The sequence below is a fragment of the Pseudomonas syringae genome (genome assembly GCF_001698815.1).
Classification (GTDB): Bacteria; Pseudomonadota; Gammaproteobacteria; order Pseudomonadales; family Pseudomonadaceae; genus Aquipseudomonas; species Aquipseudomonas syringae_A.
The window spans coordinates 197,872-220,265 of sequence record NZ_LGSI01000020.1 but is presented as its reverse complement, the minus strand read 5'-3'; the positions used below and the strand labels follow the sequence as shown (position 1 = coordinate 220,265).

General features: G+C 57.8%; 22 protein-coding genes. 13 read left to right on the top strand and 9 right to left on the bottom strand.

Annotated features, from left to right (window positions below; all coding sequences use genetic code 11):
• Window positions 1-110 precede the first annotated feature (110 nt).
• From AFK24_RS05660 to AFK24_RS05650, 3 genes are all read left to right on the top strand, one after another.
• The gene (locus AFK24_RS05660; RefSeq protein WP_065832464.1) at window positions 111-1,007 is read left to right on the top strand and encodes a LysR family transcriptional regulator; all 897 of its coding nucleotides are present in this window, start codon (window positions 111-113) and stop codon (window positions 1,005-1,007) included.
• Window positions 1,008-1,209: 202 nt separating this feature from the next.
• Window positions 1,210-2,808, top strand: a complete 1,599-nt coding sequence (locus tag AFK24_RS05655; protein ID WP_065832303.1) for a sensor domain-containing diguanylate cyclase — start codon at window positions 1,210-1,212, stop codon at window positions 2,806-2,808.
• A 52-nt stretch (window positions 2,809-2,860) separates the two neighbouring features.
• Entirely contained in the window at window positions 2,861-3,331 is a 471-nt protein-coding gene (locus AFK24_RS05650; protein ID WP_065832302.1) for a potassium channel family protein, read from the top strand.
• Window positions 3,332-3,345: 14 nt separating this feature from the next.
• Here AFK24_RS05650 and AFK24_RS05645 read toward each other — a convergent pair whose 3' ends face one another.
• Window positions 3,346-3,909: a TetR/AcrR family transcriptional regulator gene (locus tag AFK24_RS05645; protein ID WP_065832301.1), complete on the bottom strand. Its 564-nt coding sequence runs from the start codon at window positions 3,907-3,909 to the stop codon at window positions 3,346-3,348.
• A gap of 93 nt (window positions 3,910-4,002) precedes the next feature.
• On the opposite strand from AFK24_RS05645, the gene AFK24_RS05640 reads away from it, so the two are divergent.
• The 3 genes from AFK24_RS05640 (at window position 4,003) to AFK24_RS05630 (ending at window position 6,486) form a co-directional block, all read left to right on the top strand.
• Window positions 4,003-5,013 (top strand): NADP-dependent oxidoreductase, encoded by a 1,011-nt coding sequence (locus AFK24_RS05640; protein WP_065832463.1) that lies wholly within the window; start codon window positions 4,003-4,005, stop codon window positions 5,011-5,013.
• A 108-nt stretch (window positions 5,014-5,121) separates the two neighbouring features.
• Window positions 5,122-5,460: a DUF7693 family protein gene (locus tag AFK24_RS05635; RefSeq protein WP_065832300.1), complete on the top strand. Its 339-nt coding sequence runs from the start codon at window positions 5,122-5,124 to the stop codon at window positions 5,458-5,460.
• A 60-nt stretch (window positions 5,461-5,520) separates the two neighbouring features.
• Window positions 5,521-6,486 (top strand): endonuclease, encoded by a 966-nt coding sequence (locus AFK24_RS05630; RefSeq protein ID WP_065832299.1) that lies wholly within the window; start codon window positions 5,521-5,523, stop codon window positions 6,484-6,486.
• 253 nt (window positions 6,487-6,739) lie between these two features.
• On the opposite strand, the gene AFK24_RS05625 is transcribed toward AFK24_RS05630, so the two are convergent.
• Together AFK24_RS05625 and AFK24_RS31960 are read right to left on the bottom strand one after the other, a co-directional pair.
• Window positions 6,740-7,417 (bottom strand): hypothetical protein, encoded by a 678-nt coding sequence (locus tag AFK24_RS05625; RefSeq protein WP_170826290.1) that lies wholly within the window; start codon window positions 7,415-7,417, stop codon window positions 6,740-6,742.
• A complete protein-coding gene (locus AFK24_RS31960) occupies window positions 7,350-7,634 on the bottom strand; it encodes a DUF262 domain-containing protein (RefSeq protein WP_080482060.1) in 285 nt (94 codons plus the stop codon). The genes AFK24_RS05625 and AFK24_RS31960 overlap by 68 nt, the downstream gene beginning before the upstream one ends.
• A gap of 242 nt (window positions 7,635-7,876) precedes the next feature.
• Here AFK24_RS31960 and AFK24_RS05620 point away from each other — a divergent pair, with 242 nt between their 5' ends.
• The 4 genes from AFK24_RS05620 to AFK24_RS05605 all read left to right on the top strand — a co-directional run bounded on the left by AFK24_RS05620 (window position 7,877) and on the right by AFK24_RS05605 (window position 11,839).
• The gene (locus AFK24_RS05620; RefSeq protein WP_065832298.1) at window positions 7,877-9,595 is read left to right on the top strand and encodes an amidase; all 1,719 of its coding nucleotides are present in this window, start codon (window positions 7,877-7,879) and stop codon (window positions 9,593-9,595) included.
• Between the two features lie 136 nt (window positions 9,596-9,731).
• A complete protein-coding gene (locus tag AFK24_RS05615) occupies window positions 9,732-10,178 on the top strand; it encodes a thiol-disulfide oxidoreductase DCC family protein (protein ID WP_065832297.1) in 447 nt (148 codons plus the stop codon).
• A complete protein-coding gene (locus tag AFK24_RS05610) occupies window positions 10,175-10,918 on the top strand; it encodes a LysE family translocator (protein WP_240500340.1) in 744 nt (247 codons plus the stop codon). The genes AFK24_RS05615 and AFK24_RS05610 overlap by 4 nt, the downstream gene beginning before the upstream one ends.
• A 60-nt stretch (window positions 10,919-10,978) precedes the next feature.
• Window positions 10,979-11,839: an urea carboxylase-associated family protein gene (locus AFK24_RS05605; RefSeq protein WP_065832295.1), complete on the top strand. Its 861-nt coding sequence runs from the start codon at window positions 10,979-10,981 to the stop codon at window positions 11,837-11,839.
• Window positions 11,840-11,898: 59 nt separating this feature from the next.
• Here the strand turns inward: AFK24_RS05605 and AFK24_RS05600 are convergent, their stop codons facing one another.
• Both AFK24_RS05600 and AFK24_RS05595 read right to left on the bottom strand, forming a co-directional pair.
• Window positions 11,899-12,429 (bottom strand): glyoxalase superfamily protein, encoded by a 531-nt coding sequence (locus tag AFK24_RS05600; RefSeq protein WP_065832294.1) that lies wholly within the window; start codon window positions 12,427-12,429, stop codon window positions 11,899-11,901.
• 310 nt (window positions 12,430-12,739) lie between these two features.
• Window positions 12,740-13,549, bottom strand: coding sequence for a DeoR/GlpR family DNA-binding transcription regulator (locus AFK24_RS05595; RefSeq protein ID WP_065832293.1), 810 nt, complete (start codon window positions 13,547-13,549; stop codon window positions 12,740-12,742).
• Between the two features lie 337 nt (window positions 13,550-13,886).
• Between AFK24_RS05595 and AFK24_RS05590 the strand changes: the two genes are divergently transcribed.
• Genes AFK24_RS05590 through AFK24_RS05580 form a run of 3 tightly spaced genes read left to right on the top strand, consistent with a single transcriptional unit; the run spans window position 13,887 to window position 17,196 of the window.
• On the top strand, window positions 13,887-14,897 hold the full coding sequence (locus tag AFK24_RS05590; RefSeq protein WP_065832292.1) for a zinc-binding alcohol dehydrogenase family protein: 1,011 nt from the start codon (window positions 13,887-13,889) through the stop codon (window positions 14,895-14,897).
• A gap of 10 nt (window positions 14,898-14,907) precedes the next feature.
• Window positions 14,908-16,434 (top strand): UxaA family hydrolase, encoded by a 1,527-nt coding sequence (locus AFK24_RS05585; RefSeq protein WP_139110452.1) that lies wholly within the window; start codon window positions 14,908-14,910, stop codon window positions 16,432-16,434.
• Window positions 16,435-16,491: 57 nt separating this feature from the next.
• Window positions 16,492-17,196: a FadR/GntR family transcriptional regulator gene (locus AFK24_RS05580; RefSeq protein WP_065832462.1), complete on the top strand. Its 705-nt coding sequence runs from the start codon at window positions 16,492-16,494 to the stop codon at window positions 17,194-17,196.
• Window positions 17,197-17,304: 108 nt separating this feature from the next.
• Here AFK24_RS05580 and uxuA read toward each other — a convergent pair whose 3' ends face one another.
• The 4 genes from uxuA to AFK24_RS05560 form a co-directional block, all read right to left on the bottom strand.
• Window positions 17,305-18,480, bottom strand: a complete 1,176-nt coding sequence (gene uxuA / locus AFK24_RS05575) for a mannonate dehydratase (protein ID WP_065832290.1) — start codon at window positions 18,478-18,480, stop codon at window positions 17,305-17,307.
• Window positions 18,481-18,497: 17 nt separating this feature from the next.
• A complete protein-coding gene (locus AFK24_RS05570; protein ID WP_065832289.1) occupies window positions 18,498-19,955 on the bottom strand; it encodes a mannitol dehydrogenase family protein in 1,458 nt (485 codons plus the stop codon).
• 27 nt (window positions 19,956-19,982) lie between these two features.
• Window positions 19,983-21,275, bottom strand: a complete 1,293-nt coding sequence (locus AFK24_RS05565) for an MFS transporter (protein ID WP_065832288.1) — start codon at window positions 21,273-21,275, stop codon at window positions 19,983-19,985.
• A 67-nt stretch (window positions 21,276-21,342) separates the two neighbouring features.
• The gene (locus AFK24_RS05560; protein ID WP_065832287.1) at window positions 21,343-22,374 is read right to left on the bottom strand and encodes a Zn-dependent oxidoreductase; all 1,032 of its coding nucleotides are present in this window, start codon (window positions 22,372-22,374) and stop codon (window positions 21,343-21,345) included.
• Window positions 22,375-22,394: the final 20 nt, after the last annotated feature.

Here is a 22,394-nt window from a genome sequence, read left to right as displayed (position 1 = left end):
GGACATGCGCCAGTGATGACGTTGCCAGGAGGCAGGATTGTGCTGTTCCCGAGGCCGATGCAGTAGTAGCATTCCGAGACTAGCTGTGTTGCGAAATGGGGAACACTCACGTGGATATCGAAGAGCTACAGACATTCGTAGAGGTTGCTGATGCTGGGGGAGTTTCGTCTGCGGCGGTCCGCCTGGGAGTGTCCAAATCAATAGTCAGTCGCCGGCTTGCCAGGCTTGAAGCAGAACTTGGCGTGCAGCTGCTCGCACGATCCACCCGAGGGGCAGCTCTCACAGAAGCCGGGGGCACTTTCCGAGACTATGCGGCCAGAGTCTGTGCCGAGGTCGACGCAGCCAAGGAAGCGATCCTGCCCCTTGGCGCCCTTCGCGGCCGCTTGCGAATTTCCGTGCCACTATCTTTCGGCCCTACCCATTTCGCCCCCATGCTCGCGGAAATGGCGCGACGCCACCCCCAGCTACAAATCCAGACCTGCTACAGCGATCGCTTTGTAGATCTCATTACGGAGGGTTTCGATTGTGCGATACGGGTTGGTTATCTTGCGGACTCCAACCTCATTGCAAGAGGCATCGGCCCGATTTACACGAAGCTCGTCGCAAGTCCTGACTACATAAAAGCTCATGGGTCACCCGAGACGCCCGAGGATATCGTTGACCATGAAGCCCTCATGCAGAGCACCGAAGCCTGGCAATTCATGGATGGCGACAAGATCATCACGGTTCGACCCCAAGGACGCTTCAAGGCCGACAACGGCACAGCGTTAGTCGCCGCCGCAACAGCGGGACTGGGGATTGCGTACCTGCCGGATTGTCTCACCCATGAACATTTGACCTCCGGGGCGCTCGCGCCGATTATGACCGGCTATCCACCACCACCCGCTGGAGCCTACGTCATCCGCCCGCCAGGCCAGCATCCCGCACGGAAGATACGGGTCCTCACCGAACTCCTGATTGAGTCTTTTGGCCAGTCTCCACACTTTGCGGCAGCTGCCCGGGCCTAATCATGCAGTTGCCTCGCCTAATATCGAACCAATACTCCAGCATTCGCCAAAAGATCCAGGTTTCTCCGCTCTTCCTTCAAACGTGTTCCTGCAACTTTCACAGTCGTTAACCACCAGGAGCTAATCGGCCCTAAGCTGATCAACACCATTGTCCGCTCGCCCTTGTGTGGCGGTTCGCAGTTTTTTCCATTGAGGTATCTCGATGCCGGGACGCAAAGAGAGAGAAGTTTCATCGGACGCTTCCGCCGAGCCCTTGATGTTAGGTGCAGGCCGCGCCGCGTCTGGATTTCGCCTGACGGTGTGTTTCATTGCGTTGGTGATCATCACCTTTCTATCTGTCGAAGGGTGGAGAGCATGGAGAGATTATCAGCAGGCTTTCGCCGTAGCTCGCGACTCAGCGTCCAACCTGGCACGTGCTACGGCCCAGCATGCTGAAGACGCCGTTCGGCAGGTTGATCTTCTGACTGCCACGCTCGGTGAACGCGTAGAGGGCGATGGCATCGCGAATATCGACGTGCCCCGTATACACGCACTGATGATTCAGCAAGCCAAGATCATGCCCCAGCTACACGGCCTGTTCATTTACGGCCCTGATGGCGAATGGATCGTTACTGATAAGCCTGTCAATCCTGAAGCCGCGAACAACGCTGACCGCGACTACTTCATCTACCATCGCACCCATAAAGATCAAAACGTCCGGATCGGCAAGGTCGTTAATAGCCGCTCAACCGGCGAGCCCATCATTCCCATTTCTCGTCGTCTGGAGAACCCCGACGGATCGTTCGCCGGGGTCCTGCTGGGTACCATCAAAGTCAGCTACTTCGTCGATTATTACGGTGACTTCAAAATCGATGACAAAGGCGCGCTGGTCTTGACCCTACGCGACGGTACGATCCTGGTGCGGCGGCCGTACAATGCAGCGGTCATTGGGCAGAGCCTCGCTGATAGCGAGATATTCAAGAACCACCTTCCCGTTTCCGACCAGGGTGTGGCAGAGGTCAAGGCCGTGGTTGATGGCACCTATCGCCTCTACGGCTATCGTGCCGTAGGCAGATACCCTCTCGTAGTCGAAGCAGGTCTGTCGAGGGAATCCTTCGTCGGGCCATGGCGTCGTGACTTGATCAAAACCGGCATAGTCCTGCTGGTGCTGGTTACAGGTTTAGCTGTCTTTGGCTTCGTGGTGCTCGGCCATTTGCGGCAACGGACGGCGATGGAACGTGAAATCCGGCGAGTCCATCAAACCGTCCGAAACATGGCCCTGACAGACAGTCTGACAGGCCTCGGCAATCGCAGGATGCTGGATCTGGTATTGGCCAAAGAAATCAGCCGCGCCAAACGCGAGGGGAAGCAGCTGGCGTTGATCATGCTGGACGTAGACTATTTCAAGCGCTTCAACGACGAATACGGACACTCCGCCGGCGACGACTGCCTGCGTCAAGTAGCTGAGGCCATTCGCCAGTCTCTCAACAGACCGGCGGATCTAGCAGTCCGATATGGTGGTGAAGAATTCACGGTGCTGCTGCCCGAGACCGACAGTATTGGAGCCTACCGCGTAGCGCAGACGATTTTGGACAATATCCGTCTGCTGGGGATTGAGCACAGCGATCATCCACTTGGTAGGGTCACCGCAAGTGCCGGCATTGCTACCTTCTTGCCGGGATCCGAAGACGCCACTGCCGACGGGCTCATCAAAGCTGCCGACGCCTTCCTCTACGCGGCAAAAAGCAAGGGCCGCAACCGATGGGCTGCAGCCAACCGGGACAGCCCGGAGGAAGCTCTCCCTGTTAGCAAGCCTGGTTGAACTTCATCTTTGACTAGATGGTTACGCAAGAACACCGAGCTGAGTGCCTCCCATGATCCTCGTCACCCTGATCAATATGCTGATCATAACCACCGCTGTGTTCATCCACTACGAGTGCCTGTTGCGCCTGAACCTGCTCCTGCCCAGGCTGAAAATCTGGCATCGATTCAGAATCGTGTTCGGTGTCATGGGCGCGCTGATAGCCCATGCCATTGAAGTCTGGGTCTTTGCGTTGGGTTATTACCTGATGAACAAGACCGAAAGGCTGGGCAAGCTCACCGGCAACTTTGACGGCAGTTTCATGGACTCGGTGTACTTTTCATTCACCACCTACACGACCATTGGTTTTGGTGATATCTCGCCGATTGGCCCGCTCAAGTTCCTCACCGGTCTCGAAGCCCTTACCGGCCTGGTGCTAATCACCTGGACGGCCTCTTTCCTGTTCATCGAGATGCAGAAGTACTGGGGCATAAAGCAACCCCGCGTGCCTGACCGCGGTTCGAAAAGCCGACACGTTCCTTAGCCCGGAACGGTTTCTCAATCAATGGCACGACCGCGACTCAGCAGAATCGAGCTGGAGATGACATCGAAAAGATGGTTGGCGCGGGCCGCAAGTGAGGGCTGATCGTTGATCCATGTGAGCGCACCGACAAGCGCGAATAGATCGGCGCCGTCTATGTCGGCCCGCGCCAATCCTGCGCCTTGAGCTCGGCCCAATAAACGCGTTCCTGACGCCTTCATGGTGACGCATGAAGCATGCAATGCAGACTCTGGCTCCTCGATGGCGGCCACCATCACCGCAATAACCCCGCGCAGACTGCGTGCAACTGCGACGATTTCGCCCAGCCACGACACAAGTGCATCATCGGCTGGTTCTACCGTTTCAAGCTCTCCGGCTCGAATCGTCAACGCATTGAAACTCGTGCGCAGCAAGGCTTCGAACAAGGCCTCTCTGGTCGGGAAATGCCGGTACAGAGTTCCTAGCCCTACTTCCGCTCTGCGGGCCACATCACGAATCGATGCATCAACGCCCTGCTCCGTGAATACGTCGCGGGCGACCGTCAGGATATGGTCGTAATTTTTTTGCGCGTCAGCTCTCATAAATCCATTCTTGACAAAACGGAACAGTGCTCCATATATTTGGAGCGGTGTTCCGGTAACTTTAGCCTACCCATGGCTCGGGAGAAAGTGATTATGAGCAAAACGATGAAAGCGGTTCGCCAACATGCGTTCGGTGGCCCCGAGGTTCTGCGTTACGAAGATGCACCGATCCCCGAATTAGAGCCTGGAGAGGTGATGGTTCGCGTGCACGCGGTGGGGGTCAATCCTCCCGACTGGTACTTGCGCGACGGATATAAGATGTTGCCACCTGAATGGCAGCCGCAAGTGTCCTTCCCCATCATTCTGGGGACAGACATCTCTGGCGTAATCGAGGCAGTCGCTGCAGATGTCACAAATTTTTCCGAGGGCGACGAAGTCTACTCGATGGTTCGGTTTCCCAGCTTTGGGCCGAGCAAAGCGTACGCTGAGTACGTCAGCGTGCCGGCGTCGGAAGTAGCGCTTAAGCCGACTGGCATCGATCATGCGCATGCAGCTGCAGCACCTATGTCACTGCTCACGGCGTGGCAATTCATGATCGCACTGGGACACGACGTACCGAATCCGCTCCAGCCGAACCGGCATGAGCCATTACCTCTGGCGGGCAAGACAGTCCTCGTCAACGGAGCCGCAGGCGGTGTGGGACATTTCGTGGTGCAAATCGCCAAATGGAAGGGAGCACGAGTGATTGCTGTGGCGTCTGGCGAGCACGAGGCATTTTTGCGCGACCTCGGCGCCGATGATTTCATCGACTATACCCAGGTTGCCGCCGAAGACGTCGTGCGTGATGTCGATCTGGTAATCGACTCTGTTGGTGGCCCGACAACCGAGCGATTCCTGCGGACGCTCAAGCATGGCGGAGCCTTGTTCCCGATATTCCCCCTGGGTTTCGCCGGTGCCGAAGAAGCTGAAAAGTTGGGCGTCACGGTCTCAGCCACCCAGGTGCGGTCCAGCGGCGCGCAGCTGGCGGAGGCCGGTCGCTTGCTCGAAGCAGGGACTCTGCGCGTCGCGATCGACAGCACCTACCCGCTTGCCGAGGCGAGCCAGGCGCACGAGCGAGCGGCACGTGGTCATATTCGAGGCAAGATCGTACTCACGGTCCTCTGACGCAGCTTCACCCATCCACTTTCTTGGGACGGCCGTCTTCAGCCACTAAAGCTGCCGCAACGAGAGATTGGTATCCTTGACCAGCTGAAGGCCGAGACTGGACATGTAATGACTGTAGACGACCGTACTGACGACTCCCGCACTGCGCTGACCGCAAGGGAGGTTTGCCATATCCTGCGCGAGGTCACTTTCGAGCGTCGCGTCATGGCCAAGGGATGCGATCAGTCCAGGGGTGAGATCCATACCGGCTTGTTCGTCGTTGTCGTCGACGGTTGGCGTATCACGATCTACAACGACTGCGATGAGCTCGGCTACTGCGCAGAGTGCGTCAGCCCAGATGGCAGGCGGTGGTCATTCGACAATGGCGACCGATACGGTACCGACCCAATCGCACTGCTCTCGACCTGGGAACACGGAACGCTTGAGCAACTCCTAAAGCGATTGTGAGCCAATCCTCAACTAGAACATGAGTACAATGCGGCACCTGAAACTTGAATATGCTCACTCATGAACTTGTTGCGTTACGTATTATTGCTGTCCATCGCCGTCATCAACCCCGCGTTCTCAAGCCCTCCATCTACTTTTTCCGAAGCCAAGATCATCGCGAAACAGAAGGTCTATCTCGACCAGGCCAGCAGTGCGCAGGGTGACCTGTATTGCGGCTGCAAATGGACATGGGTGGGGAAATCGGGTGGCCGTATCGATGCTGCTTCCTGCGGCCTTCAAGCCCGAAAGCAAGAAAACCGCTCCGACAGAACCGAATGGGAGCACATCGTTCCGGCATGGACATTCGGCCATCAGCGGCAGTGCTGGCAGAACGGTGGTCGCGAACACTGTGTAAGTGATGATCCGGTGTTTCAAGCCATGGAAGCTGACCTGTTCAACCTTTACCCCTCGGTGGGTGAAGTCAACGGCGACCGCAGTAATTTCAACTACGGAATGGCTGCCGGAGTTGCGCCGCAGTATGGTCAATGCAAGACCAAAGTCGACTTCGAGCAGCGCGAAGCCGAGCCACGCGATGAAGTGAAAGGATTGGTAGCGAGGACGACGTTCTACATGTTCGACCGTTACAACTTGACCATGTCACGTCAGCAGCAACAGTTGTTCATGGCCTGGGACAGGCAGTTTCCAGTAACGCCCTGGGAAAAGGAACGCAACACCAGGATTGCGGCGATCATGGGCCACCCCAACCCGTTCGTGACCAACGACCGCACCTGGACACAAGGCTACAAGACCGTCGGTGACGGTGTAGTCAGCTCGATCCCGGACCGAGCTTCGCAGCCACAACCGCAGGTACCTGTCACTCGCTCAGCGTCAAGTGGCGCGATCATTGGCAACCGCAACAGTCACGTGTATCACCTGTCCCATGGCTGTCCGGGCTACGACAAAGTTGCAGCGAAAAACCAGATGTCGTTTGAATCTGAGTCTGAAGCTCAGGCGGCGGGCTATCGCATAGCTGGGAACTGTAGATGAGCGGTTCACTCGCAAGGCGTAACCGCCGTGAGTTCAACCCAACGCACTGCCGTTACGATACCCCAATTACCTTGTCCGTTAGGGCGACGCCAGCACGCGGACGGTTGCGACTTCAGGTAAGCCAATGCCTGAACGAAATCATCAAACTTCTGCTCGTCGCCTTTGCTTCCAACGGTAAAGCCGCTCCTCCCCCGAAGTGCAGGGGAGAAGGCGGAACCATCCCGTGCTTGTGGAACCATCAGCGACGAGCCGGCTACTTTTTTACGCCCTCGACCTCCAGATCAGCGGAAATTTCCAAACCATCTTCAAGGTCCTCTGCCAACTCAACATATTCGGCGAACCCAAGAATATCGGCGTAGCGCTTTCTCAGTAGTCCATCTCGCGCCTTGAGGAAATCCAGGAATCGATTGGGTTGAAAAAGCTCAGCAACAGCTGGAATAGTGTGCTCGTTGATGAACGTTGGACTACGTCCGCCAAGCCAACTTTCAAACGGCTGGTCTGATTTTTCAATGTTGTCCCGGTACGGAAGCAGCTGCAGATTACTTAAAAGATCTTTGCCTTCGAGGTAGCCCTCTACTACCCACTCCGACACGCCGTCACTTACCAATTTCGCTTTGGTCAGGCTGGCCTGAGGAAAAATGTGATCGACATGGTATTGCACATTCCCCCAGCGTTTGTCGGGGTGCAGCAAGGAAAGCGCGAAGAAAGTCGTCTTATCCTGGTATCTCAGCGATAGAAGGTCATCCAGGCTGCGCAGGTCTGTGAAGTCGATATGGCTTTGCCTGCGCAAGCCAATCAACAGCGCTCGCTCCGGAAACTCGCTGGAGACAGCCAGGCTTTCCTGGATAATCTTGCGCGATTGGCTAATGGTGCCGTCTGACGAACCACCGAAAGTACTGGCCAGCAATGCTTTTACGAGCCAGCGATGCATCGCCTGAACGGCTTCCAGATGTTTGGCATCGGTGGGCCTGCGCGGGCTCTATGTCCCAAAACAGAAAAGAACTGATGGGGTACCCTTTGAGCAGGCTGTCGAACAGGCGGACAATTTGTTCGGGTGTCCATACATAAGGTCGTTGAATAGCCGGGAGGTAATAGTCCCGATTCAGACGTCGAATAACGCCTGCTATGGAGCTGGATTTGTAAGCCATTGTCTCGTCCTTAGAGTGGCGCGACAGGTCAATGTCCGCGTCAAATGAAACCAGCGGCGACGTTAACCGAGCACAGGCTGGGCTGCAAAGAGTGAATCTGCGAAGTTGGATCACCTTCAAGCCGAGATGTTCTAAGCCAATTCGAATAAACTCGCATCAATCCAGCGATATAGCCGCTTGTGCCGACTCCATTGGCACACGCCATGAAGCTACCTATTGCTAAGAAAACCAGGTACTGATTAATGATCGAAGTCACAGAGGTACCCATAGCCAAGCTGCGTACCGCGCTTGAGTCAGGGCAGACAACCGCAGTCGAGCTGGTACAGGCCTATCTGGCCAGGATTGATGCTTACGACGGGGCCGATACAGCGACTGCCCTGAATGCAGTGGTGGTTCGCAACCCGGAGGCGATTGAAGAGGCTCGGGCGTCCGACAGTCGTCGGGCCAAAGGCGAGACTCTCGGCCCGCTCGATGGAATCCCCTACACGGCCAAGGACAGCTATCTGGTCAAAGGTCTCACCGCCGCTTCGGGCAGCCCTGCTTTCGTCAACCTGATCGCTCAGCGTGACGCTTTCACTATCAGCCGCCTGCGTGCTGCCGGAGCAATCTGTCTGGGCAAGACCAATATGCCGCCCATGGCCAACGGCGGAATGCAACGCGGCGTCTATGGCCGCGCGGAGAGTCCGTATAACGCCGACTTTCTGACTGCGCCCTTTGCGTCCGGCTCATCCAACGGCGCCGGGACTGCAACCGCCGCAAGCTTCGCGGCTTTCGGCATGGCTGAAGAAACATGGTCCAGCGGCCGAGGCCCGGCCTCGAACAATGGTCTCTGCGCTTACACCCCTTCGCGTGGCGTGATCTCGGTGCGCGGCAACTGGCCGTTGACGCCGACCATGGACGTTGTCGTCCCTTACGCGAGAACCATGGCAGATTTGCTCGAAGTGCTGGATGTCGTGGTCGCGGAAGATCCCGACACGCGCGGCGATTTGTGGCGACTGCAGCCTTGGGTACCGATCCCGAGCGTCGCGTCGGTGCGCCCCGCTGCCTATGCCGAACTTGCGGTAAGTCGCGATGCACTGGCCGGCAAACGCTTCGGCGTGCCGCGCATGTACATCAACGCCGATCCCGAAGCTGGCACTGCAGAAAAGCCAGGCATCGGAGGCCCTACCGGACAACGCATCATCACCCGCGCCTCGGTCATCGATCTGTGGCAGGACGCCCGCAAGGCACTCGAAGCGGCTGGCGCTGAAGTGCTAGAGGTGGATTTCCCGCTTGTCTCCAATTGCGAAGGGGATCGGCCCGGCGCGCCGACCGTATTTACTCGCGGACTTGTGTCGAAAGAATTCCTGCATCATGAACTATGGGATTTGTCGGCTTGGGCTTTTGATGACTTCCTGCAGGCCAATGGTGATCCAGCCTTGAATCGTCTGGCCGACGTCGACGGGGCGAAGATTTTTCCTCACGATCCCGGCACGCTGCCCAATCGTGAGGACGACCTCGCCGCCGGAATGGACGAGTACGTGCGCATGGCGGAGCGCGGTATCACGCCCTGGAATCAGATCCCTACCCTGCCCGATGGCCTGCGGGGCCTGGAGCAGACTCGACGCGTCGACCTGGAAGACTGGATGGACAAACTTGGCCTGGACGCGGTGCTGTTCCCGACAGTGGCCGACGTCGGCCCGGCGAATGCCGATGTCGATCCGCAATCTGCGGATATCGCCTGGAGTAACGGCGTGTGGGTTGCCAACGGCAATCTCGCCATTCGCCACTTGGGTGTGCCTACCGTTACTGTCCCAATGGGTGTGATGGCCGACATCGGCATGCCGGTCGGGTTGACCTTTGCCGGGCGCGCGTACGACGATTCGAATCTGTTGCGCTTCGCCTCGGCTTTCGAGTCGGCGGGCAGCAAGCGGTTGATTCCGCCTCGTACGCCACCGTTGCCTGTGCCGAACGCCAGGTAGAGCAGAATTGGGGCGGTGCAAGGCGAATCAATAAGGGAAGGATGCCGTAACCATCCGGCATCGTTCGATATGAGTAAGCTGTTGAGTGCTTCACGTGCACTTCCTCTAAAAGCAACAACAGGACTTACCCACCCTTATGAATATTGAAGCACTACGCCCTGCGCCGTTTTTGAATCCCGGCGAGACCGTCGTTCTCTTCGATGGCACCTGCAAATTGTGTAATGGCTGGGCGAAATTCATCATTCGCCACGATCAGGCACACCGTATCCAGCTTGCCGCAGTCCAGTCGCCAGAAGGCCAGGCACTTCTGGCATGGGCCGGTCTGCCCACCGACGATTTCAATACCATCGTTCTAGTCAGCGATAATCAGTTCTTCGTCCGCTCGGAAGCGATGTTCCAGATCCTCGCTCGCTTGCCTGCGCCTTGGCGCTGGATGAGGAGTGCGCGAATTGTGCCGGGAAGGATGCGCGACTGGATGTACGACAAGATCGCCCTGAATCGCTACCGACTGTTCGGCAGGTACGACAGTTGCCAGGTTCCCACCGCAGACCACGGCCGACGTTTCCTGAAAACAGAACCGTGACGTACTCCACTCGTCTGAGGCATTCTTACGGCATCATTCCTTTCGCCGTGCAGTCGCTGCAATTCGAGCTGCTGACTGGCGTGTTTTCCAGTGAAGGACCATCAATGTCATTCGATTTGCATCACCTGCTGCTGGTATTTACGGCGTATATCGTGGGAGCAGCAAGTCCTGGGCCCAGCAATATGCGGATCATGGGCGTCGCCATGCACCAAGGCAGACGTGCCGCGCTCCTGCTGGCGACAGGGGTCATCAGCGGTTCGTTTTTCTGGGGATCGATGGCCGCCACGGGTGTCTCGGCCGTGCTGACGCAATATGCACAAGCGCTTGGCGTTCTCAAGGTCGTGGGGGGCGTTTATCTACTCTTCCTGGCCATCAAGGCGGGTCGCTCGGCACTTAATTCCAATGAGCAGCTCGCCAAAGCGCTTGAGGCGGCGCCCAGCACCTCTGGTTTCAAGCTCTATCAGCGGGGCTTGCTCATGCATCTCACCAATCCAAAGGCGCTGCTCGGCTGGATCGCTACCATGACCCTTGGGTTAGGACCGCAAGCGTCATCGGCAACGGTCGTCATTATCCTGGCTGGCTGCGCGGTGCTTAGCGTCACGATTTTTTGTGGGTACGCAATCGTCTTCTCCACCGAGCCGATGATTCGGGGATATCGGAAGGCGCGACGATGGATTGAAGGCACTTTGGCACTGGTCTTTGGAGCTGCTGGAATAAAACTGTTGCTCTCCCGCACCTAGCCATCGCAGATGTACCGGACAACCAGCGGCGTGAGCCGGGCCATATAAACGGAGACTGGAATGAAGCCAACCCCTATGACAGAAGCGCCAATAGACGCTGCTCAACGCAAAGCCGTAAAGCCCGTCATCTGCTACCCGGTTGACCGTTTACCACGACCTGATATCTCCAGTTATCGTAAGGTTCGGGACGACTTGAGGCTGATCGAGACCGTGACAGTTCCTCCTCGTGATGCTGCGACTTTTACCGTGCCGGCCGGACATTTTTTTCGCATTGTCTCGACCGAAGGGTCGCAAGTGGGTGACCTGAACCTGTTCAACGCGCACGACTTGAACGAGCGGTTTTATACCGGGAAAACACGCGCGCTCAATGGCACACATCTTGGCCTCGGCGATCAGCTGTATTCGAGTTTCCCTTATCTACGCCCGATTGCCACGATCACTCATGACTCCCTGGACTGGTATGGTTTCGATGAGTTCGGCGGCTCGGTACATGACGTGATCGGGACTCGCTGTGATCCTTACACCCACAATCTACTGAGCAATGGCGGGCAATATCATCACTGTTGCCACTCGAACCTTACCCGCGCATTGTCCAAGGCAACCGGTATACCCCTGCATGAGGCTGAAGCCCATGTTCATGATGTGTTGAATGTCTTCATGTGCACGGGCTTTACCAGGGACACAGGACAATACTTCATGAAGGCCAGCCCGGTGCGCCCTGGCGATTACCTGGAGTTTTTTGCAGAGGTGGATCTTCTTGGTTGCCTTTCAGCCTGTCCCGGCGGCGATTGCTCGTCAGAACATTCATCGGACACAGCAAAGTGCTATCCCCTCCTTGTGGAAATCTACGAGGCAGCTCGTCAACCTCAAGGCTGGATTGCACCTGCAGTCAATGGGTATGACCGCAGCCACGGCGCTTGAAACCGAGACGGGGCCGACCTGTCCAGGGCGGATCAGGTCGACCCAATCTCACAGCAAAATCAGCTTTGGCAAAACCGAATCCGATTACCGAAAGGGTCGTAAACTTCCAGAACCTGTCCCCATCCTTGCTGGACGATGTCCGGACGTCCGTAGCCGTAACGCTTGGCAAGTAACTCATCCCGAAGCATTTCGATATTTTGCATCGGGACAAAGATCGTCGACCCCGGGCTCGCATCGCCATGATGTTCGGATAGGTGGAACTGAAGCCCGTTTCGACTGATCCCTAGGTAAAGCGGAAGATCCGCTTCAAACCGGTGCTCAAATTCGACGCTGAAACCCAGGAAATCAACGTAGAACTCGCGTGCCTTGGCTTCGTCAAATATGCGCAATATCGGAATTGCCTTGTCGAAGGTAATAGCGTGTTGGCTACTTTCATCTGCAAGCATCGCCGATGCGACGTTCCAGTCCTTGTAGCCCAGTTGCTGTGCAACCAGCTCGAGTGCAGTGGAGTGAGACACTTCCTGTTCACGCTTCTCTAACGAAGCACGCAGGTTCTTGGCCATCTGCTTGGCTTTCTGGATTGAAATCATTACTTCTCCTGGGGTCGAAGCGTTTTGGTGCTCGCGTTGCCAAACCTCGACTATCAAGAGAGATGCGATAGGGTTTGGGAAAATATGCTTTCACCTTTCCTTTCGGGAGCGAGCGGCGGGCAGCATCGGCCAGCCGCGATAGTACACAGCCACTCATGAAGGCGAAAGTTTTTCCCAACAGGGTGCATCAATAGTGCTGGCCATAAAAATAGCCTTCCAGCAGCGATAAAGGCTTTGGCGCCCGCCCCTAATCGGCTTAGGAGGATTGATGAAAAACAACCCGCCTCGGCGGTTTTTTCATGCCTGCCTATCAGTTAGCCATTTCACTCTCGGACCACTGCTCGGCGGTCGCGGTCATGACATTGGCAATCTGGTCAAAGAAGGGGCCTAGCCGCTCGCGGGGCGCGTCGTGCTCCACCACCAACGTGGCGACCTCTTCACAGGGCGCCACCTGATAGTGCGCAACGCTGGACAGTTTTTCGTTAGTCACGGCCACCACCACCTGACCGCTCGCTGCCACTATCGCGCGTTTGAAATCGGCGTCCTCGAGACCGACCGCTGTCACGCCGTTGTCCGGGTCGATGGCGCAAGCGCCTAGAAAGCACAGATCAAAGTTGAACTGCCGCAGTTCCTGGACAGCCCTCAGACCACTCACACCTCCCGTTACCGAATTCACGCGCCCGCCCAACATGATTACTTCCGCGCGGGGAAGCTTCATCAGTTGCGCTGCAATCAACGGCGAGTTGGTCGTGAGTGTTAACGGAAGTTGCGGATCAATGCTGCAGGCGATGGCCAGATTTGTCGATCCGGCATCGATGAAGACATGCTGCCCTGCGCTCAAAAGCGAGGCCGCCGCTTTCCCCAGACTCTCCTTACGCGAAGAGCCTTGTAGTACCCGGATGGCGAGCGGTCCTTCATCGGCGCGCAACAGAATTGCGCCGCCATAGACGCGTTTGCACAACCCCGCTACCGCCAGGGCACTCAAATCGCGCCGTATCGAATGCTCGGACACATTGAATTCAACGGCCAGATCGGCCGCAATCACCCGGCCAAAACGGGAAAGACGTTCGCGGATCAACTGCTGGCGTTCGCCAGGAAACGCTTCGTGGGGTGAAGTCATTGATTACCAACCCTGCATAAACAAGCACAAACAAACACAAGCGAGCAATCTATGCTGATATCCGGCATGGCGTCAAACCTGAAAATAATTCGTTCGCAAGTCAGGACTGATCCCATAATTACCGATTGGTCTGTCCAATTTTCATTTTTATAAATTGGTCTTGCCAATATTTTCCTCGGCGTGTAGTTTTTGGGTCTTGATCATCCGAGCGGGCCACTGTCCGCCTACAACAAAAAAGAGATCCTCAGAATGTGTAGATTCCCCGCCAGCCGGGCGCTCGGTGCCCTCTCCCGCTTATCGACATCCGTCGCCTGCGCGCCAGCCAAGGAGCATCAACATGCTGACTGTCATCTGTAACGAACCAGGGTCGTTAACTGCCATCGAGCGTGACAAACCGGTCAGAAAGCCAGGAGAGATCCTCATCCGCATCAAGCGCGTCGGGGTTTGCGGCACCGATCTGCATATTTTCAGCGGCAATCAGCCGTACCTCGAATACCCCCGCGTGATGGGCCATGAGTTCTCCGGGCTTGTAGAAGAAACCGACAGCGCCAGCGACCTCAACGTGAGTGATGTCGTGTACGTGATGCCCTATCTTTCCTGCGGCACATGCATCGCCTGCCGCCAGGGCAAGACCAACTGCTGTACCCGCATTCAAGTACTAGGGGTTCACTGCGACGGAGCCTTCACCGAATACCTGAGCATTCCCCACGAATTCGTCCACAAGGCCGAGGGAATTTCCCTTGATCAGGCCGCGATGATCGAATTTCTGTCGATCGGTGCTCACGCTGTACGTCGTTCAAGTGTCCAGGCGGATAAACGCGTACTGGTGGTCGGCACCGGCCCGATCGGTATGGCGGCGGCGATCTTTGCCAGCCTGCGCGGTGCCAAAGTCACTGTCCTGGATACCCGTGACGATCGCCTGTCGTTCTGTAAGGAACACCTGAAGATTCACGCGGCTGTGAAAATCGGCGAAGGCGACAAGGAGCTCCTGGCTGAGCTCACTGAGGGTGATTTTTTCGACGTCGTGTTTGATGCCACCGGCAATGCCCGGGCAATGGAGCGCGGGTTCGAGTTCATCGCGCACGGCGGCACTTATGTGATGATTTCGGTGGTTCGGGACTCCATCACGTTCTCCGACCCCGAATTTCACAAGCGTGAAGCCACTTTGATGGGTAGCCGCAACGCCACCAAGGAAGACTTCCGTCATGTAGAAGAATGCTTGCGCAACGGGTTGATTCCGGATGCCGCCCTCAATACCCATCGACTGACGCTCAGCGACGTTGCCAGCTCGTTCGCCACATTGCTCGACCCGAAACAAGGCGTCGTCAAAGCAATCATCGAGTGTTAGGAGCAGCATGATGAGCGATAGGCAATCTTTGCTTGTTTTGACACCCGGTGATGATGTCGCCGTGGCCCGAGGCGATATCGCCGCAGGGCAACACCTCAGTGCCGACGGTATCGCGCTGATCGCCCGACAGCAGATTCCGTCCGGCCATAAGATCGCCCTGCGCCCGGTGTCGCCTGGCCAACAGGTGCTCAAGTATGGTCAGACCATCGGCCTGGCGACCCAAGGCATAGAGTCCGGCGATTATGTCCACGTACACAACCTGGACATGCCCACAACCAACGCCGAACACAGCGTGCAGAACATCTATGCACCCACTTTGCTCAGCACTGAACCGGCGAGCTTCGAAGGCTTTGTCCGCGATGATGGGCGCGTCGGCACGCGCAACTACATCGGGGTTATCTCCAGTGTCAATTGCTCGGCAACCGTCTGCAAACATATCGCCAACGCATTTTCCCCCGAGCGCCTGAAAGACTTCCCCAACGTCGATGGCGTTGTTGCAATCACTCACGGCAGCGGCTGTGGCATGGGTGCGAAAGGTGAAGGCATCGATATCCTCAAACGTACCTTGCGCGGGTACGCCGATCACGCCAACTTTGCCGGTGTCCTGTTGATCGGACTGGGCTGTGAGGTCAACCAGCTGACCCCTCTGATGAATGAACTCGGGGATCGCTCAGCCCTGCTCAAGGCAAGCCTGATCATTCAGGAAGCGGGCGGTACTCGCGAAGCTGTGCGACGTGGCATAGCCCATATTGAAGAGATGTTGCCCATCATCAACAACTTCCGGCGCACTACCGTTGCGGCCAGCCATCTCAGCGTCGGTTTGCAATGCGGCGGCTCGGATGGTTACTCAGGCATTACCGCCAATCCAGCACTCGGGGCTGCGGTAGACCTGCTTGTGCGTCAGGGCGGCACTGCAATTCTTTCGGAAACACCGGAAATCTATGGCGCCGAACACCTGCTGACAGCCCGCGCCGCATCAGCCGATATTTCGGCGAAACTGATGGAGCGGATCCATTGGTGGGAAGCCTACGTGCGCCACAACGACGGTGACATGAACAACAATCCCTCGCCTGGCAACAAGGCCGGTGGCATTACCACCATTCTGGAAAAATCCCTGGGCGCGGTGGCGAAAGCCGGAACTACCGGGTTGATGGGCGTTTACCACTACGCTGAAACGATCGATGCCCACGGACTGGTGTTCATGGACACGCCTGGCTACGACCCAGTGTCGGCAACCGGTCAGGTTGCGGGGGGTGCGAATCTCATCTGCTTCACCACTGGCCGTGGCTCGACCTACGGTTGCAAGCCCACGCCATCGTTGAAGATCGCCACCAACACCGGCTTGTTCCAACGCATGGAACTGGATATGGATTTCAATGCCGGAGGTATTGTCGATGGCCTGGAGTCGGTGGCAGAAGCCGGTCAGCGGTTGTTCCAGTTGATGCTGGACACCGCTTCCGGACGACACACCTGCAGCGAAGAAAACGGCCTGGGCGATAACGAGTTCCTGCCCTGGCAGATCGGCGCAGTGATGTGAAACGGACAGCCAGTCACTATGGTAGCCTTCGCCAACTATCTGATGGACGCCGTACCGATGGCCTCACCGACAAACTCCGCTGAGCGAAAGCCGTACCAGAAAATCGCCGACCAACTTCGGGATTACATCTTTCAGGGGGATTTCAAACCGGGCTCCAGGCTTCCCCCCGAACGCGATTTGACGCAACTTCTCGGCGTTTCCAGACCGTCACTTCGTGAGGCGCTCATCGCCTTGGAAATAGAGGGCGGCGTTGAAATCAAGATGGGCTCAGGAGTGTATGTCCGGGCTCTGACCATCGCCGGAAAAAACCAGACCGTAACCCTGGGCGAGAGCCCCTCGGAACTGATGCAGGCCCGCGCCTTGATCGAAGGTGAGTCGGTGATTCTGGCCTGTCTGCATGGCAAAAAAAGCGACTATCGCTATCTGCAGGAATGTATTGACGCCATGCGTGCCAGCATCGTAAACGGCCTGCCGCCCCTGGAGGACGACCGCAAATTTCATCATCGCCTGGCGAAAATGAGTGGCAACTCCGCGCTGGTGCGGATCATCACCGGTCTGTTCGATGAACGACACAACCCTATTTCGGCTCACCTGAGCAAACATTCAGAGAACGCTTTGACCTGGGAGGCTGCGGTAATCGAGCATGAGGCGATACTTCGCGCAGTGGCCAGCAAAGACGTGCTCGGCGCGCAAACCTCAATGCGCCAGCATTTGAGCCGTTCGGAGAATCGTTGGCTGGAAGCTCTGGAGCCGGAAGAGTAGATCTGCGTGGGAGCGAGGCTTGCCCGCGAAGAAACCAATGCGGTATGTCTGAATCACCGCGTTATCGTTCTTCGCGGGCAAGCCTCGCTCCAACAAAAAATCCGAGTCTCAGCCCAACTGTTGACGCACGGCCAATTCCACACCGCGGATTTCTGCCAGGCCCTTGAGGCGCCCGATCAGCGAATAACCAGGGTTGCTTTTCCGGTGCTGATCGTCGAGCAGTTGATGCCCATGGTCCGGACGCAGCGGCAAGCGTGGGCCACCTTCGCGTTCACGCCTGCGCTCTTCTGCCACCAGGGCACTGATCACCCCGACCATGTCGACGTCGCCGTCCAAATGATGGGCTTCATGGAAGCTGCGCGGATCCGCCTCGCGGCGGGTTGAGCGTAAGTGGGTGAAGTAGATGAAAGGCGCAAAGTGCTTGGCCATCGCCACCAGATCGTTGTCTGCGCGCACGCCATAGGAACCGGTACAGAACGTCAGGCCATTGGCCGGACTTGGGGCGGCGTCCAGCAACCATTGAGCGTCTTCGGCGGTGGACAGGATGCGCGGCAAGCCGAGCAGCGCCCGGGGTGGATCGTCCGGGTGGATTGCCATGCGCACGCCCACTTCCTCTGCAACCGGTATCACCGCGCGTAAAAAGTACCCCAGGTGCTCACGCAGCCGGGCTTCGTCGATTTCGGCATAGGTGCGCAGCAAGGCCCGGAAGTCTTCCAGACTGTAGTGTTCTTCGGCGCCGGGCAAACCGGCGATCAAGGTGTTGACCAGAGTTTCGCTCTGCGCTGGCGTCAGTTGCTCGAAGTAGGCCTTGGCCTGCTGGATATCCTCGGCGCTGTATTCGGCCTGCGCATCCGGGCGCTGGAGGATGAACAGGTCGAACGCGGCAAACGCGGTTTGATCGAAACGCAGCGCCCAACCGCCGTCCGCCAGCTCCCAGGCCAGGTCAGTGCGGGTCCAGTCCAACACCGGCATGAAGTTGTAGCACACGATATCGATGCCGCAGCTCGCCAGGTTGCGCACGCTTTGCTGGTAGTTGGCAATGTACTCGTCACGCCGGCCGCAACCGCGCTTGATGTCTTCATGCACCGGAATGCTTTCCACCACCGACCAGCTCAAGCCGGCGGCTTCGATCATCTGTTTGCGCGCCGCAATGGCGTTTACCGGCCAGATTTCGCCATTGGGGATTTCGTGCAACGCGGTGACGATTCCGGTCGCACCGGTTTGGCGGACGTCCACCAGGGAGATCGGGTCTTTGGGGCCAAACCAGCGCCATGTCTGTTCCATGTTGTTCTCCTTTCTTGTTAGTTGTGTGCAGCAAAGGTGTGTAAAAGGCTGCCCACGCCGTCGCGAATCAGAGCGCCATAGGCGCGTTGCACGGCGTCACGAAATGCTGTGCGCTCGGAAAGCGCCGCCGGGAAAACTTCGTCCAGATCGAGAAAGGCATCCACCAACGACGCGCCTTCGAATCTTCCGGCAAGATCGGCAAATGTTGCGCTCAAGGGGTCGTCAATAACGCGCGCCGAACCGTCGGGCAGCGGCTGCGTGCAATAGTGAATCCATGCTGCGATACCCAACGCGGTGCAGGCCAGGCCGCGCCCCTCGTCGAGCAACTGCTGCGCGCTGAGCAGCCAGCGTTGCGGTAGTTTCTGCGAGCCGTCCATGGCGATCTGGCGCAGGCGATGTTGCAGGCTGTCATTGGCAAAGCGCGCCTTCAGATCCTGGGCATAGACCGCAAGATCAATGCCCGCTGGCATGTCCAGGGTGGGCGCTGCTTCCTCGGCCATGTAACGCTCGACGAACTGCGCCAGATCCGCATCATTGATGGCGTCGAACACCGATTCGTGGCCGACCAGCAAACCCAGGTAGGCCAGCAACGAATGGCTGCCGTTGAGCATGCGCAGTTTCATCGTTTCAAACGGACGGACGTCGTCCACCATCTGCACCCCTTCCACCTCCCAGTCCGGACGCCCGAGCGGAAAGTGATCCTCGATCACCCACTGGCTGAAACTTTCACAGACCACGGCCGCACGGTCGCGGCAGTCCAGTTGCTGTTCCAGCCGAGTGAAGGCTTCGCCATCCATGGCGGGGACGATCCGGTCAACCATGCAGCCAGGGAACGCCACGTGCTCGTTGACCCACTGCGCCAATCCTTCGTCCTGCATCGCCGCCAAGGCACTCACCGCCTGGCGAGTGCGCTGGCCGTTGTCCGGCATGTTGTCGCAGCACAACACGGTAAACGCCGGAATGCCTGCCGCACGCCGGCGACGCAGTGCTTCGAGGAGAATGCCGGGCGCTGTACGCGGCGCTTGCGGATGAGCGATGTCGTGGGCAATCGCCGGATCTTCAATGCGCAACTGCCCGGTGGCAGGACTCAGGCAGTAACCTTTCTCGGTGACGGTGAGCGTGACGATCCGTGTTTGCGGCGTAGCCATGCGCTGTAACAGCAATTCCAGCTCGTGGCCGCCCTCGCCCACATACAAGGCCTGGCGCAATACACCGATCTCACGCAGCGTTACCTGCTCGCGATCGCGATACTCGGCCACATGGTAGCGGCCGTCCTGCTCGCGCAATTGATCAACCAATGTGCTATTCGAGCGCAGGTTGGCACTGCACAATCCCCAGTCACTTTCGCCGTGGCGATTGAGATGGCGTTGCAGATAGACCGCCTGGTGGGCGCGATGAAACGCCCCCAGGCCGAGATGCACAATGCCGATCTCACGGACAGCACCGGTAGAGGGCACACGTTTCACAACAGGCATCGACATGCTCCTTTTGTTCATGACGGGTTATGGTCGGCTCAGGGCCGAACCTGGTTGCGGGCTTTGCGCCTCCGCGCTACCGGTATCCGCCGCCGAAAGGGGTTTGACATAGCGCGCCACACACACGGCGCCGATCACGGTCAGTAGTCCCGCCAGCAGGAACGCACTGGTGAACGAACCGGTGAATTCCACCAGAAAGCCGGTCAGGGTCGGACCAATGATGCCCGACGTGTTAGCCAGAAAGTGCATGAAGCCACTGACACCGCCCACCCGCGCTGCAGGCACGGTGTCCTGGATGATCGCCCAGTAGATGGCACCGGTGAGGTACAGGAAGAACACGGCCAAGGCGACGAGGATGACCGCCGGATACAGGGTTTTGACGATCCCGGCGAAGGCGATGCACGCGGCACAGGCCAACAGGCATGTCACCAGTACCACTTTGCGGGAGAACATCATCCGCCCGGTCTTCTTGAACACGAAGTCGGAAATGAAACCGCCCAAGGCCAGACCGAGGAAACCCAACAGCCAGGGAATGACCGTGGCGATGCTCATGTCCTTGACGTTCAGGCCGTGGGCCATGGTCAGGTAGCTGGGGAACCAGGTCAGGAAAAAGAACAGCGTGTAGTTATAGGAAAAGAAGGCCAGCGCGGTGAACAGTACCGTCGGTTGCTTGAGGTAGTAACGCAGCGGATGAACCGGAAGCGCCGCAACTTCGCTCTTGCCTTCGGCCTGCAGAATTTCCTCGGCGACCTTGCCTTTAGGCTTGTCCTTGACGAACTTGAACCACACCAGCGCCCAGATCAGGCCCAACGCCATAATGATGATGAACGACACCTTCCAGCCGTAACTGATGGCGATAAAGCCCACCACCGGCCCGGAAATCGCGCCGCCCAACGGCGTGCCGGACATCGACGTACCCAGCGCCCGCGCCCGTTGTTTCGGGGTGTACCAGTTGTTGACCATCTTGCTCGTGGTGACGCTCAACGGCCCTTCACCCATACCGAACAGGATGCGGATGAACACCAGCGAGGCGAAGCCTATCGTCAGCACTGTGAGACCGCTGAACAGCGACCACAGCACCATCGCCAGCAACAGCGTGGTTTTCGCCCCGTAGCGGTCGGCCGCCCAGCCGCCGACAAAGTTGAACACCGCATAACCGACGAAAAAACTACTGAAGATCATGCCCATTTCACCCGTCGTCAGACCGTAGTCTTTCTGGATGAAGGGGGCCGCAACGGACAATGCCGAGCGATCCAGGTAATTGATGACGCCTGCCAGGAACAGCATGATGATGATTAACGTGCGACCTTGACCAAACATTGGAACCTCCCGCTTCTTGTGTTTATTCGGTGAGGGTGCCCGGATGGGCACGAGTATCTACAACGGACTATTGATGAGCGCCGCTCAGTTCCACGAGGACCTTGCGGGTCTGTTCGGGATGGCTTTCGATCAAGTCGATTGCCGCCGGCATTTCGTCGAAGCTGACGCGATGACTGATCATTTCCTGGACTTGCAATTTGCCACTGGCGATCAGTTCGATCACCCGTGGAAACTTGCGATTGTTCAGGCGCGATCCCACCAGCGTCAGTTCTTTCTTGATCATTTCCAGTTGCACCAGATCGCTCGGCACCGCGTTGAAACCCAGCAGGCCGATCCGCCCCGCTGGCGAGGCGAGGCGCACCATTTGCGGCATCAGCGCCGGAATGCAGGCCGCGTCAACGATCAGCGGCACGCCTTCGCCATCGGTCAATTCGCGCATGGTCGCCTCGACGTCGACATCCTTGCCGTTGAGGGTGCGGCTGGCGCCCAGAGCCTTGGCGGTGTCCAGGCGTGTGTCGATGACGTCGGTCACGGTGATATCGGTCAGCCCCAGCGCCCGGGCCATCTGCACCAGGGTCAGGCCAATCACGCCTGCGCCGTAGATCAACAGGCTGTCGCCCGGATGGGGCTGCATGCGATCAAGCACGTTGAGGGCGATGGAGTATGGTTCCACCAGCGCCGCGTGGCTCAGGGACATCGAGTCAGGCAAGCGGTGGGCATTCTCGGCCGGCACACAGACTTGCTCGCTGAAACCGCCATCACGGTGTACGCCAATCACTTGCAGTCGAGTGCAGACGTTCGGCCGGTTGATCCGGCACGGGTAGCAGGTGCCACAGCTGATTACCGGGTCGATGCACACGCGGTCGCCGACTTTGAGGTTCTCGACCCCCTCGCCCACTTCGCGCACTACGCCTGAAAACTCATGGCCGGTCACCCGCGGAAAACGCACAAAGGCGTTCTGCCCGTGGATGATGTGCATGTCCGAGCCACAGATACCGGCGTAGGCGACGTCGACCTTGACTTCACCAGGCGCCACTTGGGGCATCTCGACGTGCGCCAGGCCGAATTCAAAAGGTGCTCTTACTTGAAAAGCTTTCATCGGGTAACTCCTGCCAGGGC